This window comes from Rhizobium sp. USDA 3886 (assembly GCF_056279785.1).
Genome location: NZ_JBWCDC010000001.1, coordinates 2190720 through 2206735 on the forward strand (window position 1 = coordinate 2190720; position 16016 = coordinate 2206735).

At 60.9% G+C, this 16016-nt stretch carries 14 protein-coding genes and 1 pseudogene; 9 read left to right on the forward strand and 6 right to left on the reverse strand.

The features are described from left to right. Window positions 1-10: 10 nt before the first annotated feature. Entirely contained in the window at window positions 11-988 is a 978-nt protein-coding gene (locus ACZ9BX_RS11325; protein ID WP_476217902.1) for a magnesium transporter CorA family protein, read from the reverse strand. Window positions 989-1398: 410 nt separating this feature from the next. Beyond that, on the reverse strand, window positions 1399-2559 hold the full coding sequence (gene apbC, locus ACZ9BX_RS11330) for an iron-sulfur cluster carrier protein ApbC (protein ID WP_476217904.1): 1161 nt from the start codon (window positions 2557-2559) through the stop codon (window positions 1399-1401). A 512-nt stretch (window positions 2560-3071) separates the two neighbouring features. Between apbC and ACZ9BX_RS11335 the strand changes: the two genes are divergently transcribed. Then, window positions 3072-4046, forward strand: a complete 975-nt coding sequence (locus ACZ9BX_RS11335) for a small ribosomal subunit Rsm22 family protein (RefSeq protein WP_476217905.1) — start codon at window positions 3072-3074, stop codon at window positions 4044-4046. Window positions 4047-4109: 63 nt separating this feature from the next. On the opposite strand, the gene ACZ9BX_RS11340 is transcribed toward ACZ9BX_RS11335, so the two are convergent. Both ACZ9BX_RS11340 and ACZ9BX_RS11345 read right to left on the reverse strand, forming a co-directional pair. Then, window positions 4110-4841: a helix-turn-helix transcriptional regulator gene (locus ACZ9BX_RS11340; protein ID WP_476217907.1), complete on the reverse strand. Its 732-nt coding sequence runs from the start codon at window positions 4839-4841 to the stop codon at window positions 4110-4112. A 233-nt stretch (window positions 4842-5074) separates the two neighbouring features. Beyond that, a complete protein-coding gene (locus ACZ9BX_RS11345) occupies window positions 5075-5869 on the reverse strand; it encodes an IclR family transcriptional regulator (protein WP_476217909.1) in 795 nt (264 codons plus the stop codon). Between the two features lie 97 nt (window positions 5870-5966). Between ACZ9BX_RS11345 and ACZ9BX_RS11350 the strand changes: the two genes are divergently transcribed. From ACZ9BX_RS11350 to ACZ9BX_RS11370, 5 genes are all read left to right on the forward strand, one after another. Next, window positions 5967-6737 (forward strand): SDR family NAD(P)-dependent oxidoreductase, encoded by a 771-nt coding sequence (locus tag ACZ9BX_RS11350; protein WP_476217911.1) that lies wholly within the window; start codon window positions 5967-5969, stop codon window positions 6735-6737. Continuing rightward, window positions 6737-7654 carry a 2-dehydro-3-deoxygalactonokinase gene (locus ACZ9BX_RS11355; RefSeq protein ID WP_476217913.1) on the forward strand — a complete coding sequence of 306 codons (918 nt, stop codon included), beginning with the start codon at window positions 6737-6739 and terminating at the stop codon, window positions 7652-7654. Before ACZ9BX_RS11350 ends, ACZ9BX_RS11355 begins: the two co-directional genes overlap by 1 nt. A 13-nt stretch (window positions 7655-7667) precedes the next feature. After that, window positions 7668-8300, forward strand: a complete 633-nt coding sequence (locus tag ACZ9BX_RS11360) for a 2-dehydro-3-deoxy-6-phosphogalactonate aldolase (protein WP_132560054.1) — start codon at window positions 7668-7670, stop codon at window positions 8298-8300. 4 nt (window positions 8301-8304) lie between these two features. Beyond that, window positions 8305-9192, forward strand: coding sequence for an SMP-30/gluconolactonase/LRE family protein (locus tag ACZ9BX_RS11365; protein ID WP_476217915.1), 888 nt, complete (start codon window positions 8305-8307; stop codon window positions 9190-9192). Between the two features lie 242 nt (window positions 9193-9434). Then, window positions 9435-10046: a PRC-barrel domain-containing protein gene (locus ACZ9BX_RS11370; RefSeq protein ID WP_476217917.1), complete on the forward strand. Its 612-nt coding sequence runs from the start codon at window positions 9435-9437 to the stop codon at window positions 10044-10046. Between the two features lie 171 nt (window positions 10047-10217). Here ACZ9BX_RS11370 and ACZ9BX_RS11375 read toward each other — a convergent pair whose 3' ends face one another. Continuing rightward, the gene (locus ACZ9BX_RS11375; RefSeq protein ID WP_476217919.1) at window positions 10218-11579 is read right to left on the reverse strand and encodes a putative bifunctional diguanylate cyclase/phosphodiesterase; all 1362 of its coding nucleotides are present in this window, start codon (window positions 11577-11579) and stop codon (window positions 10218-10220) included. 116 nt (window positions 11580-11695) lie between these two features. Next, window positions 11696-13421: pseudogene (locus ACZ9BX_RS11380) on the reverse strand (response regulator). A gap of 180 nt (window positions 13422-13601) precedes the next feature. Here ACZ9BX_RS11380 and mutL point away from each other — a divergent pair. The 3 genes from mutL to ACZ9BX_RS11395 all read left to right on the forward strand — a co-directional run bounded on the left by mutL (window position 13602) and on the right by ACZ9BX_RS11395 (window position 15962). After that, window positions 13602-15443, forward strand: coding sequence for a DNA mismatch repair endonuclease MutL (mutL, locus tag ACZ9BX_RS11385; protein WP_476217921.1), 1842 nt, complete (start codon window positions 13602-13604; stop codon window positions 15441-15443). 64 nt (window positions 15444-15507) lie between these two features. Beyond that, a complete protein-coding gene (locus ACZ9BX_RS11390; RefSeq protein WP_022716573.1) occupies window positions 15508-15738 on the forward strand; it encodes a DUF2093 domain-containing protein in 231 nt (76 codons plus the stop codon). Between the two features lie 14 nt (window positions 15739-15752). Next, window positions 15753-15962, forward strand: a complete 210-nt coding sequence (locus ACZ9BX_RS11395) for a hypothetical protein (protein WP_476217923.1) — start codon at window positions 15753-15755, stop codon at window positions 15960-15962. Window positions 15963-16016: the final 54 nt, after the last annotated feature.

The following is a 16016-nucleotide window of genomic DNA, read 5'->3' on the forward strand; positions in this document are numbered from 1 at the left end:
AACAGGCTCCTTAGAGCCAGCCTTTCCATCGGAAAAAGAGGAACGGAATGACAGCGGATAGCACCATCAGGCCCAGCGAAGAGGGGTAACCCGCGGCCCATTGCAGTTCCGGCATGAATTCGAAATTCATACCATAAATCGATGCGACAAGTGTGGGCGGCAAGAACACGACGGATGCGATCGAGAAGATCTTGATGATCGAGTTCTGCTCGATATTGATGAGGCCGAGCGAGGCGTCGAGCAGGAAGGTGATGTTTCCGGCGACGTAAGAGGCGTGCTCCGTCAGCGACTGGATATCGCGCGAGACGGTGCGCGATAGTTCCTTCGTCGCCTGATCCTTCTGAACCGCGGGGATCGTGTAGAAGAAGGTCATGAGGCGCGCGAGCGAGGCGAGGCTGTCTCGCACCTTGCTGACAAGGCGCTGGTGGCCGGCGATGTCGCGGAGCTTTACCTCGAGATAGTTCGAGGGTTTGCGAACCTTCTTGGCGCGGTCGCCGAAGACGTGCATCGAAAGGATGTCGATGCGGGCAACCGAGACCTCGAGGATTTCCGCGGTCCGGTCTGTGATCGTCTCAAGCAGCTTGGCAAGCAAGGCAGCGCCGCTTCGCCACTCTTCCGGCACCCGATGAAGGGCTGCAATAAACAGCCCAAAGGATTTCGGATGGGCGTAACGAATGGTGATCAGCCGATTTCCGATAAGGATAAAAGCGACATCCGTCAGCGTCGGCGCCTCGGCCTCGGCCTTCCAGACCAGCGAAGCCGTCATGAACGCAGCACCATTTTCAGTGTAGAGGCGTGCCGACGGTTCGATATCCTTCAGGTCGTCGCGGGTCGGAACCTCGATACCGACGATCTTTTCGACGTAGAGCTCCTCCTCCCGGGTCGGTTCTAGCAGATCGATCCACACCGCATCGTCCGGAAACTCCGCGCCGTGCGACAGATCGCGGATTTCGACCGACTTGCAATTTGAACAATAAGCAGTGATCACCGGGCGTTGCTCCAGCCGCCGGCATGCCTTGCAATGCCTGCGCTTTTCATCGAAAGCCTTTCACTGGAACGGCCGCCGTCACGGCGCCGTACGGGCTAACAGTCTTCGATCTTGCCAGACGCGGAAAAACGTTCATACAACTCCAGCTGCATCCGGTCACAACCCGGCCATGCATTCTGCTCAACCGCATCGCAGTCACCAATCCTTCGATCGACAAGATAACTCCGAACATGCAGGCTGGCCGAAACTTTTCAAGCAGGGCGGCCATCATCGAGCATCCGCAGAAACCGCCATCATGGCGACGGCGGGCCATATGACGGAAAGCTGTGAAATAATCAAGTCATCTTACGCGAACCGGGCAATTTCACCACATTTCCCCCCTAATTTGGGTATGCGGCGGACTGAAACAGCTACTCGAAAACGATCGTCGGCGCCTGGCGCTGCGGCTGACCGCCGAGCTGTTCCCAGACCTTCGAAGCGATATTGCGATAAATGCCCGCCACAATGCCGTTCGGCTCGGAGGCGACGAGCGGCGTGCCTGCATCCGAGGTTTCGCGGATATTGATCGTCAGCGGAACCTCGCCAAGGAAGGGCACGCCAATGCGCTCGGCTTCCTTGCGCGCACCGCCATGGCCGAAAATGTCGTAACGCGTACCGGTATCCGGCGCGATGAAATAGCTCATGTTCTCGATGATGCCGAGAACCGGGACTTCCACTTTGCGGAACATATTAAGCCCCTTGCGGGCATCGACAAGCGCCAGATCCTGCGGCGTGGAGACGATGACAGCACCCGCAAGCGGCACCTGCTGGGCCATCGTCAGCTGCGCATCGCCGGTGCCGGGCGGCATATCGACGACCAGTACGTCCAGTTCGCCCCAGGCGACTTCACGCAGCATCTGCATGATCGCCGACTGCACCATCGGGCCGCGCCAGATCATCGCCGTCTCCTCATCGACGAGGAAACCCATCGACATGACCTTGAGGCCGTAATTTTCCATCGGATTGATGATGCGGCCGTCGATCTGCGTCGGGCGGCCGGAAATCTTCAGAAGACGCGGCATGGAGGGGCCGTAGATATCGGCGTCGAGAATGCCGACGCGAAGCCCGTTCGCCTGCAGGCCGAGCGCGAGATTGACGGCCGTCGTCGACTTGCCGACGCCGCCCTTGCCGGAGGCAACCGCTATGATCGCATTGATGCCGGGCACGCCGATCTTGCCGGCGCGCGGCGGCTGTTGTTGCGGGGCATGTGCATGGCCCTCATGGCCGTGGCTGGCATGAGCTGCTGCGGGACGCGCGGCGGGCGCGGATGCGGGGGCCGCCTTCTTGTCGGCGGTCAGTGCCACGAGCGCACCCTTCACGCCCGGCAGTTCCTTGATGACGCGCTCGGCGGCCAGACGCAGCGGCTCAAGCTCTTTGGCGCGCTCGGCCGGAACGGTGATCGAGAAATAGACCTTGCCGTCCGAAATGAAGACGTCGGATACCATGCCGAGCTCGACAATATTATGTTCGAGATCGGGACCACGCACGGTCTTCAGCGTTTCGAGAACCTGTTCCTTGGTGACGTCCGTCATTCCACCCTCACGCACAGTCTTTGAAAAGAGGTAGATAGTGGAGGGCTGTGGCTTCGCCAAACGAAATCGGCATCAAGGGCGACGGAAATCGCGCTCGATCAAGTTCGTGGCGAAATCCGTTGCGGCCATCTGGTCCGCCGGGCTTTCGCCCCGATGGCCGCAACGGTCTGCCCGATACCCGGCGCAACGCAGGCCGAAGTAGAACAATGTCCGGAAATAACCAGAGGGAAAATCACACCAAAACACGGGGTGGAGCGACATCATGGGAGGGTCGTTACAAAAAGGCAACAACCGCCGCCGGCAACGGCTGCAGGAGACATGCATCAACGCTGCCGGACGGCGGGTTGCCGATGGCGCCATTCTTTTTTGGCGCTCTTCCAAAGTCCCCTCTGGACCTCTGAAGACTAGGAAGCAAGGCCCGTGCCAGATGATGATAGGCAAGCGCTTCATATGCCGCTTGGCATGGCAGTTACCCGGCTGTATGGCGTGATCGATCAATACGGGCGACAGCGATGGAATTGCCAAGAATATTGCGTGAACAGGTGGAGGAGATGCTGGAGGGCCAGCCGCTCGACGGGCTGAAGCGCGCCGCAGCACGCCTTTCCAGCCGCTATCGCCAGGAACTGCGCGACGGCAGCTTCCACATCAGCGACGGTCTTGCAGCCAAGGCTTATCTCGCCGCACGGCTGCCCGCCACATATGCCGCGACCCGCGCCGCCTATGAAATGATTTCGGAAGTCCGGCCCGATTTCGCGCCTGAGCATTTCGTGGATGTCGGGGCTGGTCCAGGCTCGGCACTCTGGGCCGCCGCTGGCTGCTGGCCGGAGATCAAAAGCGCCGTGATGGTGGAGGCAAGCGACGCAATCCGCGACGTCGGAAGAAAACTCTCGGAGAGGCTCGACCTTCAGACAGATTGGCTGGATGGCAATCTTATCAAGGCGTTGCCGAAAATCGCGCCCGCCGATCTTGTCACCATCGCCTATGTGCTCGATGAGATAGAGCCGCATCAGATCGCCGCGTCGATCGACAAGCTCTGGGCCCTGACGCTAGACACACTCGTCATCATCGAACCCGGAACACCGGCCGGCTGGGACCGTATTCTCACGGCGCGTGATCTGCTCCTCTCAAAAGGGGCGCACCTGATAGCACCCTGCCCGCATGCAGCGGACTGTCCTCTCACGCGGCCGGATTGGTGTCATTTTTCACGTCGCGTCGCCCGTTCGAAAATGCACCGGCTGGTCAAGGATGCGGACGTGCCGTGGGAGGACGAAAAATATATCTTCATCGCCGCAAGCCGTTTCGCAGACGAGGCTCCCCAGGCCCGCATCATCGCGCCGCCTCAGGGCTCGGGCGGTGTGACCAGGCTGAAGCTCTGTCAAAGCGACGGAACGGCCGGCGAGCGCACCTTCTCCAAACGCGACGGCGCCACCTTCAAATGGGCGCGACGGGCGAATTGGGGCGACGCGCTGGAAAGCGACGGACAATAGCAACGGATGAAGGAAGCAACCCTGCTCATCTTTTGAGCCAAACTGCCAATATTTTCAGCAGGGTCACTTGATGATGCCGACGCGCAGCGCCTTTGCGACGGCCTGCGTCCGGTTGACCGTGTCGAGCTTCTTCGTTGCGCGATTCAGGTAGTGATTGACGGTATGCTCCGAGAGATTGAGGATATCGGCGATTTCCGCACTGGTCTTTCCTGCCGCCGTCCAGTTCAGGCAATCGATTTCGCGATCCGTCAGTGCATCCGTCATGCGCGTATCGAGACTGCGGATTTCGGCGAGCCTGTCGAAGACATGGATAGAGATATAGAAAAGGTCCCGCATCTCCTCCGGCGCGAAGGGTTCGCGATCGCCCGCGAACGAGACCGCACCCCGCATGCCTGATGGCTCGTGTGTCGGGAAAAACGCGCAACGCATCATCTTGAAGCGCTCGAAAAGCGTCACGGCCATTGAAGTCTTGCCGTCGTCCCGCCGATGGCCCTTGGTGACGTCGACGAAAAAGGGAACCGACGAAGTGCGCAGACGGCGTATGACAGGGCTGTTCGCCAGCAGGTTTTCCTGATCGTAAAGCGACAGGAGCTCGGCCGGCCAACTGGTGATCACCGTCGCACTTTGGAGTTCGAATGACGTGACCGGTGGCAAGTTGAGGACCATGAACGCCCTGCTCCGGCAAGCTTCCGTCACGCGCTTCATGAAGCGGAAGATGTCGAACTGGGTCTTCAGGCCCGCAATTTCCTGAATATATCCATCTGCATCGAAAGATGCCCGTGACAGTGCTGTCATCTACTTTTCGTCTTCTCAAGAGCGGCGGCGCCGTTTCAGATCAATTTGTGCCCGCAAGCCAAACGCGCCCGCATGAAATAAAAAACAACCTGGCCGAAATACAATGGCCGAAGAGACTATACGTTTTAACAAACTACCGCAGTTGGCGTGATTCGCAGCTAAATCTCAATATCGCACGCATCATAAGCGTGCTCTGTGAAAGCGTCCACCCGAATGCATCGTCACGTAGGCTGCTATCGGCGCGGGCCGAGACGGACGCGCATCGCATCCGCGATGCATTCCGCAGCCTGCTTTATGGGGGCCGCCCATTCCTCGAGACGCTCGATCGTCAGCCTGTAGGCCGGACCGGTGATCGAAACGCCGCCGGTAAAGCTTCCATCCTCCATCCCGATTGGCGCCGCGATGCAGCGGATACCTGGCTCGTGCTCCTCGCGGTCGAAGGCGAAGCCGGTTTTGCGGATTATCGTCACTTCGGCCAGCAATGCCTCGGCCGAAACCAGGGTCTGCGGCGTAAAGCTATCGAAGGAGAGTCTTCGCACCAGCGCTTCCAGCGCATCGTCCGGCAAAACCGAAAGAGCAGCCTTGCCGACGCCGGTGCAATAGACCGGCGAGGCGTTGCCGATCTGCGAATACATGCGAACAGACTGCTGGCCTTCGATCTTGTCGAGGTAGATGATAGAGGCTCCGCGCAGAACGCCAAGATGGACGGTCTCGCCGCTCATCTGCTGCAGATGCCTGAGATGCGGTTCGGTAATCAGCCGGAATTCGTTCTTCGCCCAGCTTCGCGACGCGAGATCGAGAAGCCGCAATCCCGGCGCATAGCGTCCGTCGGCGTCGAATTCCAGGAGCCCTTCTTCGACGAGATGGGCGAGTTGGCGGTGCAACGTGCCGCGCGGCTGGCCGGCGAGAGCAAGAATATCGGTAAAGCGCAGGGGACGTTCGGCATGCGTCACGAGGTCGAGCAGCGCTATCGCCTTGCCCAATGTCCCCGTTTCACTTTCTCTCGATATATCTTTTCGTAGAGCCATTGATTGCCTACCGTCGGCCTTGACACAGCTGGCAGCGTAATCGGATAGTTCCAAATAGTCAAATTGAGTTCCAAATAACGGAACATTGGAGAGCACCGTGACCTGTATAGTCGCGCAGTTTCCGGAATTCAGGGATCGTAGCGTGCTCGTAACGGGCGGCGGCACCGGCATCGGTGCGGCGATCGTCGAGGGCTTCGCCCGGCAGGGTGCGAAGGTTTCCTTCATCGACATCGCCGAAACGGAAAGCCGGGAACTCGCGATGCGGCTCTCCCGCGATTGCGAGCATCCTGTGCATTTCTTCAAGGCCGACCTTCGCGATATCGGCGCGATCCGGCAGACCGTCGATGCGGTGGTCGCACAATCGGGACCGATCACTGTGCTCGTCAACAATGCGGCCTGGGACGACCGGCATGATTTCGACGCAGTCACCGAAGAATACTGGGACAACAACCAAGCGACGAACCTCCGCCATGTCTTCTTCACCGCCCAGGCTGTCGCGCCATCCATGCGGGCGGCAGGCGGCGGCGCGATCATCAACATGTCATCGATCGCCTTTCTCCTGAACATGCCGGATTTTCCGGCCTATTCCACTGCCAAGGCCGGCGTGATCGGTCTCACCAAGAGCCTGGCGGGCAAGCTTGGCCCGGACAATATCCGCGTCAACTGCATCCTGCCAGGCATGATCGTGACCGAACGGCAGATGAAGCTCTGGCTGACCGAAGAGGGCGTTGCGCAGACCATCAAGCGGCAATGCCTCAAGAAGGTCCTGCATGCCGATGCGATCGTCGGTCCGTGTCTGTTTCTTGCATCCGACTGCGCGACCGCGGTGACGGCGCAGTCCTTGATTGTCGATGGAGGCATTTTCTGATGGCAAATCCCGCTTATGTCGCGGTGGATTGGGGTACGAGCAGTTTCAGGCTCTGGCTGATCGGTAAGGACGGCAGCGTTCTTGGCGAGCGCCGCAGCGGCGAAGGCATGACAACGGCGGCCAGGACCGGCTTTGCCGATGTGCTGGCGTCGCATCTCGCCGCACTCTCGGTGCCCGAAAACGTGCCGGTCATCGCCTGCGGCATGGTCGGCGCCAAGCAGGGCTGGATCGAGGCGGGCTATATCGACGTGCCCGCCTCGATTTCTTCGATCCTCGCCGGCGCCGTTTCCGTTCCGGGCCAAAGCCGGGATGTCCGTATCCTCCCCGGCCTTGCCCAGCGCGACAAGGCATCGCCCGACGTCATGCGCGGAGAGGAAACGCAATTGCTCGGCGCACTTGGCCCCGACAGCAAGGGATTGCAGGCCGTCTGCATGCCAGGCACGCACTCGAAATGGGTTCATGTCCAGGATGGCGAAGTGATCGGGTTTTCGACCTTCATGACCGGCGAACTCTTCGACGCGATCAGCAAGCATACGATCCTGTCGCATGCCGTTGCGGGCGCCGACGAGGCTCAGGCGGGCAATTCCGCCTTCAAGGCAGCGGTTTCGGCCGCTTTCAGGCAGCCTGCCATTGCGTCCAACCTTCTCTTTACCGCACGCTCGGGCCAGCTTCTTCACGGACTGACGGCGGCCGGTGCGCAGGCAAGGATTTCCGGCACACTGATCGGTCTCGAAATCGCCGGCGCGCTTTCCGATGCTCCGAACGACACGCCTGTCACGCTCGTCGCTTCGGGCCACCTCCAGGGCCTTTATGAAACGGCCTTCAAGTTCCTATCTGTAAAATACACCGCCATCGATGCCGACACGGCCGTGCGCCGCGGGCTTTCGGCCGCTGCCGAAGCCATCTGGCCGAATTGAGGAATTTCTCATGATCAACCGCATCCCTTTCCCTTCCATGAAGCGTCCGCTCATCGCCATTCTGCGCGGCATCAAGCCGGAGGAAACCGAAAGCGTCGTCGGCGCGCTGATCGAGAACGGCCTCACTGCGATCGAAATCCCGCTGAATTCGCCCGAGGCCTTCAAGTCGATCGAAATTGCCGCGAAAATGGCGCCGCCGGGATGCCTGATCGGCGCGGGCACCGTGCTGACGGTCGATGCCGTCGACAGCCTTCACAACGCCGGCGGCAAATTGCTCGTCACGCCGAATGTCGAGCCTGACGTCATCGTCCGCGCGCGCAGCTACGAGATGGTCTCGATGCCGGGCGTCTTCACGCCGACCGAGGCCCTCGCCGCCGCCCGCGCAGGCGCTACGGGCCTGAAGTTCTTCCCCGCCAGCGTGCTTGGACCTTCGGGCATAACGGCCATTCGCGCCATTCTGCCGCCCGATCTCGTGATTGCGGCGGTCGGCGGAGTCTCCGACAAGAATTTCGCGGACTACACGAAAGCGGGCATTCTAGCCTTCGGCCTCGGCACCAGCATTTACATGCCCGGAATGACGGCCGCAGAGGTTGCCGAGCGCGCCAAGGCCACCATTTACGCCTATGACGCAGCCGTGGGAGCGTAGGCATATGACTGAGATTTACGAGTTCGAGGGCAAAACGCTTTGCAATACCAGTTCGGTACTTGGCGAAGGCCCGACCTACGATCCGGATACCGACACCGTCTGGTGGTTCAACATCCTCGGCAAGGAACTGCACGAATTGAATCTCGGCACTGAGGAAAAGAAGATGCATCCGCTTCCGATGATGGCGAGCGTGCTTGCGCGCATCGACGCCAACCGCCAGCTTCTCGCAACCGAAGAAGGGCTTTTCGTCCGCGATATTGGCAACGGCAATCTGACCTTCTATGCCGCGCTTGAAAACGACAAACCGGAAAACCGCTCGAACGACGGCCGCACGCACCCATCTGGCGCACTCTGGATCAGTACGATGAGCAAGCGGGCGGAGAGCCAGGCAGGCGCGATCTATCACGTTGCAGGCGGCAAGGTGACGAGGATCTTCAGCGGCATCAGCATTCCTAATTCAATCTGCTTCTCGCCCGACGGCACGACCGGCTATTACACGGATACGCGCATCAGCCGCCTCATGCGCGTGATGGTCGATCCGCAGACGGGGCTCCCGGCGGGCGAGCCGATCGTGATGGTCGACAGCATGGATGATCCCGGCGGCCTCGATGGTTCTGTCTGCGACGCGGACGGCTATATCTGGAACGCGCGCTGGGGTGCAGGCGTCGTCGACCGGTACAGCCCTGACGGCCTGCGTATCGCCCGCTACAAGGTTCCTGCCGCACAGCCCTCCTGTCCGGCCTTCATCGGCGTCAATGCGGACCGGCTGGCAGTGACGACCGCCTGGGAAGGGCTCGACGACACCGCGCGCTCATCGCAGCCGCAGGCCGGTGCGCTGCTGGAGCTTGGCGTGACGGTTAAGGGCGTTTTCGACCCGGTCTACGTGCTCTGAAAGGCAAACCTTCAACGACAACGGCGCGTTTCCGGCGGAAGCGCGCCGTTTTCGTTGCGGCCGCCAAAATCACACGCATATCGATAAAAATTCCGTGAAGATCGCGCGATTTTCGGTGTCTATTCCCGGAACCAAAAGCCTATCCAGTCATTTTCCTTTTGAACCGGCACGGAAAAAGACGCCAAGAACAGAACCGGCGGCCGCGCTTAAGACCACTCGAGGAACACAAAGGTAGGTTCGAAATGACACGCAAACTTCTGACGACCGTTGCCGCTGGCGCCTTGTTTGCCACGGCTTTCGCGCCGGCGGCATTCTCGCAGACTGCACCGCAGCCGGCCACCCCCGATGCAACCCAGACGGCTCCGGCCGACCCGGCAGCACCAAAGATGCCGAATGCAACCGCTCCGGCTGGTAACGAGGCCCAGGCTCCGGCCCCGGCCCCAACGACAGATACGGCGCAGGCAGGTGCTGGCGGATACCTGACAGAACAGGGTCCGGACCAGATCAGCGCCAATTCCTATATTGGCCAGTCTGTCTATAACGGCCAGAACGAAAGCATCGGTAGCGTCAACGACCTGATCATGAAGAAAGATGGCGGCTTGGTTGCTGCTGTGATTGGTGTTGGCGGCTTCATTGGTATCGGCGAAAAGAACGTCGCAGTGCCGATGGACAAGATCACCGTTGCCCAGAACACTCAGGACGGCAGCCTTAAGCTGACGACCTCGGAAACGGTAGACTCTCTGAAGGCCGCTCCTGAATTCAAGACCCTGCAGGCCCTGGCTGCTGAAAAGGCTCCGGCGCCTTCGGGCACGATGCCGTCAGACCCGACCGCTACGGGTTCGACCAATAAGTAATCCCGCGCGGTGAGTATAGCGTAGGCGGCGGTGCCCAGTTGGGCGCCGCCGTTTTCTATAGAAGAGAGTAAAAGTGCGAGGCGTCGTAGATTGCCGCATGGACATCAGTGTCAGATGCTTGAACAAGGATCATGGCGCGGGGCAGGATGAATTGCATGCCTTGCACAGGTCTCAGGCCGGCACGCGATCGATCGCGGTCGCATCGTAATAGTTCTCGTGGAGGAAGCGCAACGTCGCGATACCGTCTGCCGGCTTGCCAAAATGGTAGCCCTGCCCCATGCCGCAACCGAGCGACCGCAACTTCACGGCCTCCGAATAATCTTCGATGCCCTCGGCAACCACTTCGAGATCGAGCCCCTCGCACATCGTCAGGATCGCCTTGATGATATGCTCGGAGGCGCGATCGGAATTGATGCGCGAGACGAAGGCGCGGTCGATCTTCACCTTGTCGAAGATGAAGTCGCGCAGGCGCCCGAGGCTCGATTGACCGGTGCCGAAATCGTCGAGCGAGATGCGCACGCCCGCCTGCCGCAGATCGGAAAGGATGCGGTGGGCGGTGTCGGCAGAGCTCATGACGGCCGTTTCGGTGATTTCCAGCTCCAGCCGGTGCGGATCGAATCCGACGCGGCCGAGGATGGAGAGCACGTTACTGCTCGTGCCGGGATCCATGAGCTGCGCGGAGGACAAGTTGAAGGACAGGAACAGTTCGCGGGGCCAGGAGAGTGCTGCTTCCGCCGCCTTCCGAAGCAAGGTTTCCGACAGCGCGTCGATAAAGCCGCGTTCTTCGGCAAGCGGCACGAAGACGCCCGGCGAAACGAAACCGAGATCAGGATCGTTCCAGCGTGCCAAAGCCTCAAAACCGACGACCTGACTATTCGACAGGGAGACGATCGGCTGGAAATGCACATCGATGGCGTCCGAGATGATGGCATTTCGGAGCGCCTGCTCGAGTTGCGTCGCGCGCTTCATCTCCTGCGCGATCTCGCGCGAATAGACGGTGATCTGGCTGCGGCCGCGGCGTTTGGAACGATAGAGAGCGGTTTCAGCGCTTTTCAGAAGCTCATCGAATTCTGCGCCGGCAAAAGGGTAGATCGCAAAGCCGAAGGAGGAGGAAAGCCGGACATTGCGGTCGCCGAGATCATAGGGCGCCGACAAGACCTCGCGGATCATCTGGCCGAACTTTTCAGCACTCGCGCGCTCGAAGATCAGCGGCAGCACAAAAGCGAACTCGTCACCGTCGTGGCGGGTGACCAGTGCGCCGTCCGGAATACATGCCTTCAGGCGATGAGCCACCTGGCAGAGAATTTCGTCGCCGGCTGCAGAACCGAAGAGGTCATTGATCGGCTTGAAAGAATCGAGGTTTGCGATGCCGACGGTGAACGGCGCCGGATCGCTCGCGCGTTCGGTGGAAATCTGGGTGACCCTGTCGCGCATGCGGTGTCGGTTGCCGAGCCCGGTCAGCGGATCGGTGTAAGCCATGACCTGTAGCTCGTTCTGGCTCACAGGCAAGAAGGGTATGTCCACCGACTTCATCGTTCAACCTGAGATTTCGTCACTCCCTTCGGGAAGAATGGCGGGCAAGTCTTAACAAACCGATAGTAAGCCGGCTCGAAGCCGTGCCCGGCATGAGCCAGCGGCAACGTTTCCGCTCAGAGGCGTGCCCGCAGCGGCTCGCCGGCAAGATGCTTCTGGAACAGCGTCTCCAATATGTCCGGGCTGACTGGCTTCATGATGACGTCGTCCCATTCCCGCCTTCGCACACTCGGCGCGATCCCGCTCGAATGCCTGCGTCAGGACGCCGATGATTGGCGTCCTGTTCGGATGGCCATCTTCCATCTGGCGGATCACGCGCGCCGCCTCGAAGCCGTTCAATCCCGGCAACGAAATGTCCATCAGCACGATCTGCGGCCTGTGTTCCGCCCAGAGACGTACCGCCTCGTCGCCGCTCGGCGCGATCAGGTAGCGATAGCCCAATCCCTCCAGGATCTGGGAGAAGACGATCTGGTTGATGTCGTTGTCTTCCGCTACCAGCACCTCCAGCAGATCTGTCTCGGAAACGGTGTTGATTTCCCAGTCAGCCTCGCCCACGGCTGCGGAAGCACGGTTGTTACGGTTGAAGTGGCGGGCGATCTGGAAGGTCAGCTCATTGGCAAGCTGGAAGCCGTCCATGACCAGCGCCGGGATACCATAATGTCCAGCGAGCTCCAGGCAGCGCATGCCCATCTGATTGTCGACGATCAGAAGATCCAGCGAGATGCCGGACGAGGTTGCGATTTCGAGGAAGCGCTCCTCCTCGTCATCGCCGCGAACCGAGCAGGCCTCGAAGCCATATTTCGCAAGGGTGCGGAGTGCGGCCGTTTCGGCAGCGAGGTCGGCGGTGACGACCAGAATCTTGCGGCCGGAGAAATTCTCCGGAACGATCGTCTCCATGGCGGCCGGCGGCCGGCGCTCGTTGTCGCCATTCAGCGGTACATAGGCGCGGCGAAATGACTGGCTGCTGGAAGCGGTGACGGATGTTGCCTGCTCGAATTCGTCGAGATCGGCGCCATCACGCGGCAGATCCTGCATCGTTGATACGATGAAATAGCGCCCCGGCTTGCCAATGCGGTGCTTGCGGCTGACAATGTCGCGCTCCGAACCGTCGCGGGCGACCTGCCGCTGCCGCACGACCGACATTTCGCCCGTCTCCAGGACATGCCGGTCGCTGTCTTCGAAGCGTTTGGCGATATCTGGGGAGAAGAGGTCGCCGCTCTTACGGCCGAGCACTTCCTCGGCGGTCGTCTGGTATTTCTCGCAGAAGGCGATGTTGACCGCGACATAGGTGAGATTGCGATCCTTGACGAAGAGCGGGAACGGCAGATTGTCGAGGACATCCTCGGTCAGCTGCACGCGTTGGAGGTCGGAGCGCCACTGCTCTTCGCGCTTCTTCTCCTCGGAAATATTGGAAATGATCGATACGCAATAGCCGCTCGGCAGACGGCGCTTGACCAGACGGATCCAGCGGTCGCTGCCATGGCGCTCGACGATTTCGAAGCGCTCGCGCCAGTGGGACGCAATCTTCTGGGACAGCCAATCCTCGCGTCCGAGCGGCACGCCCGGTTGCCTGGCTGGATATTGCTGGCGCACGCCGGTGTCGTAGACGGCGCCGAGAAAATCGCGAAGCCGGGTTCCAGGCTTCAGCGTCACGGATGAAATCGGGAAGAAATCGAGCACCTGACGGCTCGCGAAGATCATTTGATCGTTCTTGTCGTAGATGATAAGAGCAGCCGAAAGGCCATCCGAAATGGCGTCGAAGAGCGCTGCCTGCAGGTCGATTTCGGCCGGCATTTCATCGCTCACGGATGATGCGTCCGCCTTTTCGAAGCCGGCACTCATTACTTCACGTCCCACATCTATCCGATTTCATAGCACTGTCTGGTTGTGTGCGATCAAAATGCCAGCTTTCTCCTAACGGCGGCTTAACGCTAAGCACCCCAATTCATGGGGGAAACACAGTCCCTGCGGATGGAGCGTTTTCGCCCTTCCCTCGGCCACGCGAATCCACGAAAATGAAGCATGGCCATCAGACAGCTCTCCGAAACGCTCATCAACCAGATCGCCGCCGGCGAAGTCATCGAACGCCCGGCAAGCGCGGCGAAGGAGCTGATCGAAAATGCGCTGGACGCCGGCGCGACCCGCATCGAGATCGCCACGTCCGGCGGCGGCAAAGGCCTGCTGCGGGTCAGCGACAACGGTTCGGGCATGGATGCGGCCGATCTCGAACTTGCCGTGAAGCGGCATTGCACCTCGAAGATTTCCACGACGCTCGACGACATCCGCACACTCGGCTTTCGCGGCGAAGCGCTGCCTTCGATCGGCTCCGTGGCGAAGCTCAGCATTTCCAGCCGCCGCAAGGATAGTGCGGACGGCAGCGAGATTGCGGTTGCGGGCGGCAAGGTGCTGCATCTGAGACCCTCGGCCGCCAACCCCGGCACGATCGTCGAAGTGCGCGACCTGTTTTTCGCAACGCCCGCGCGATTGAAATTTCTCAAGACAGAGAAGGCGGAAGCGGCGGCCATCACCGACGTCGTCAAGCGCATGGCGATCGCCTTTCCCGGCGTTCGCTTCGTGCTCTCCGGCACCGATCGCAGCACGCTTGAATTTCCGGCGACCGGACAGGATCACCTCGCGCGCATGGCGCAGGTGCTCGGCAAGGAATTCCGTGACAATGCGATCGAGCTCGATGCTGAGCGCGAAGGCATCACACTCACCGGCTTTGCCGGCGTGCCGACCTTCAACCGCGGCAACTCCGCCCATCAATACGCCTTCGTCAACGGACGGCCGGTCCAGGACAAGCTGATCCTTTCGGCGATCCGCGGCGCCTATGCCGAGACGATCCCCGGCGGGCGCTATCCGGTGGCCGTCCTGGCGCTGACGCTCGATCCGGCGCTGGTTGATGTCAACGTGCATCCGGCGAAGTCGGACGTGCGCTTTCGCGATCCGGGCCTTGTGCGCGGCCTGATCGTCGGCGCGGTGCGCGAGGCGCTGGCGCGCCATGGAAGCCGGGCGGCGACGACCGGCGCGGACGACATGCTTCGCTCCTTCAGGCCCGGTTTCAAGCCGAGCTACCAGCGGCCGCAGCAAGCCGCATGGTCGGCCGAGACCTCCCCATCGCGCCCCTTTCAGACCGCAAACGGCGGTTTTGGTCAGACCTCAAATGGCCGTTTTGGCGAAAGGCTGCAGGCGTCCTTCGACGGGCTGAGCATGCCGACCGCACGCGCCGAACCGCAGGCGCAGGCATGGCAGCAGCCCGCACCGGCCGAAGAGCCGCCGCCGCGTTACCCGCTCGGCGCCGCTCGGGCGCAGATCCACGAAAACTACATCGTCGCGCAGACGGATGACGGGCTTGTCATCGTCGACCAGCACGCCGCGCATGAGCGGCTGGTGTTCGAGGCAATGCGCAAGGCGCTGCATTCGAAGCGGCTGCCGTCGCAGGTGCTGCTAATCCCGGAAATCGTCGACCTTCCGGAAGAAGATTGCGACCGGCTGATGGTGCATGCCGAAGGCCTCGGAGAACTTGGGCTTGCGATCGAGCGCTTCGGGCCGGGGGCGATTGCCGTGCGCGAAACGCCGGCCATGCTCGGCGAGGTCGATGCGCAGGGCCTCATCCGCCAGCTTGCCGACGAGATTGCCGAATGGGATACGGCTTCCGGCCTTTCGGCCAAGCTCGAATACGTTGCCGCGACTATGGCCTGCCACGGCTCGGTGCGCGCCGGCCGCAGGCTCCGGCAGGAGGAAATGAACGCGCTGCTTCGGCAGATGGAAGTGACGCCGGGCTCCGGCCAGTGCAATCACGGGCGGCCGACCTATATCGAACTGAAGCTGGCTGATATCGAGCGCCTGTTCGGACGCAGCTGAAAAGGCTGGCAATAATGCTTTCGGCGCGATATTGGCAGTCGAAGGCAACAGGGAACGGAGCAGGATGAACTTGTTTGAAGGAAACGGAAACCGCGAGGCGAAGATCCGCTATCTCGATGCAGATTTCCAAATCCTGTCGCCGGGCTCCTACGTGATCTGCGCCATGACCGGCAAGCATATCCCGCTCGACGAGTTGCGCTACTGGAGCGTCGCCCGCCAGGAACCCTATGCGGACGTCGTTTCTTCGCTCGAAGCCGACAAGCGCGCCGGCGTTCTGCCGAATCAAAAGCGCTGATCCAGGAAACGCTGGTGAAAGAGCGCTCACTCGGCCGCCCGATCATTCATGCCGCGAGGCGCATTCCGGAGCGCAATATTCACGAAGGCCTGAGCGTCAGTCTTGAGCCGCTGAGCGAGGCACATGTTGAAGCGCTGTGGAGCCCGGCAGCGAACGCCCCTTCGTCGTTCGACTATCTGCGTTATGGCCCATTTCCGGCTTCCGGCAGTTTCGTGAGTTCGTAGCGTCGCTGGGAGCGCGCGCCGACCAGCCCTTCTGGGCAGTTCGCCCGAAGATCA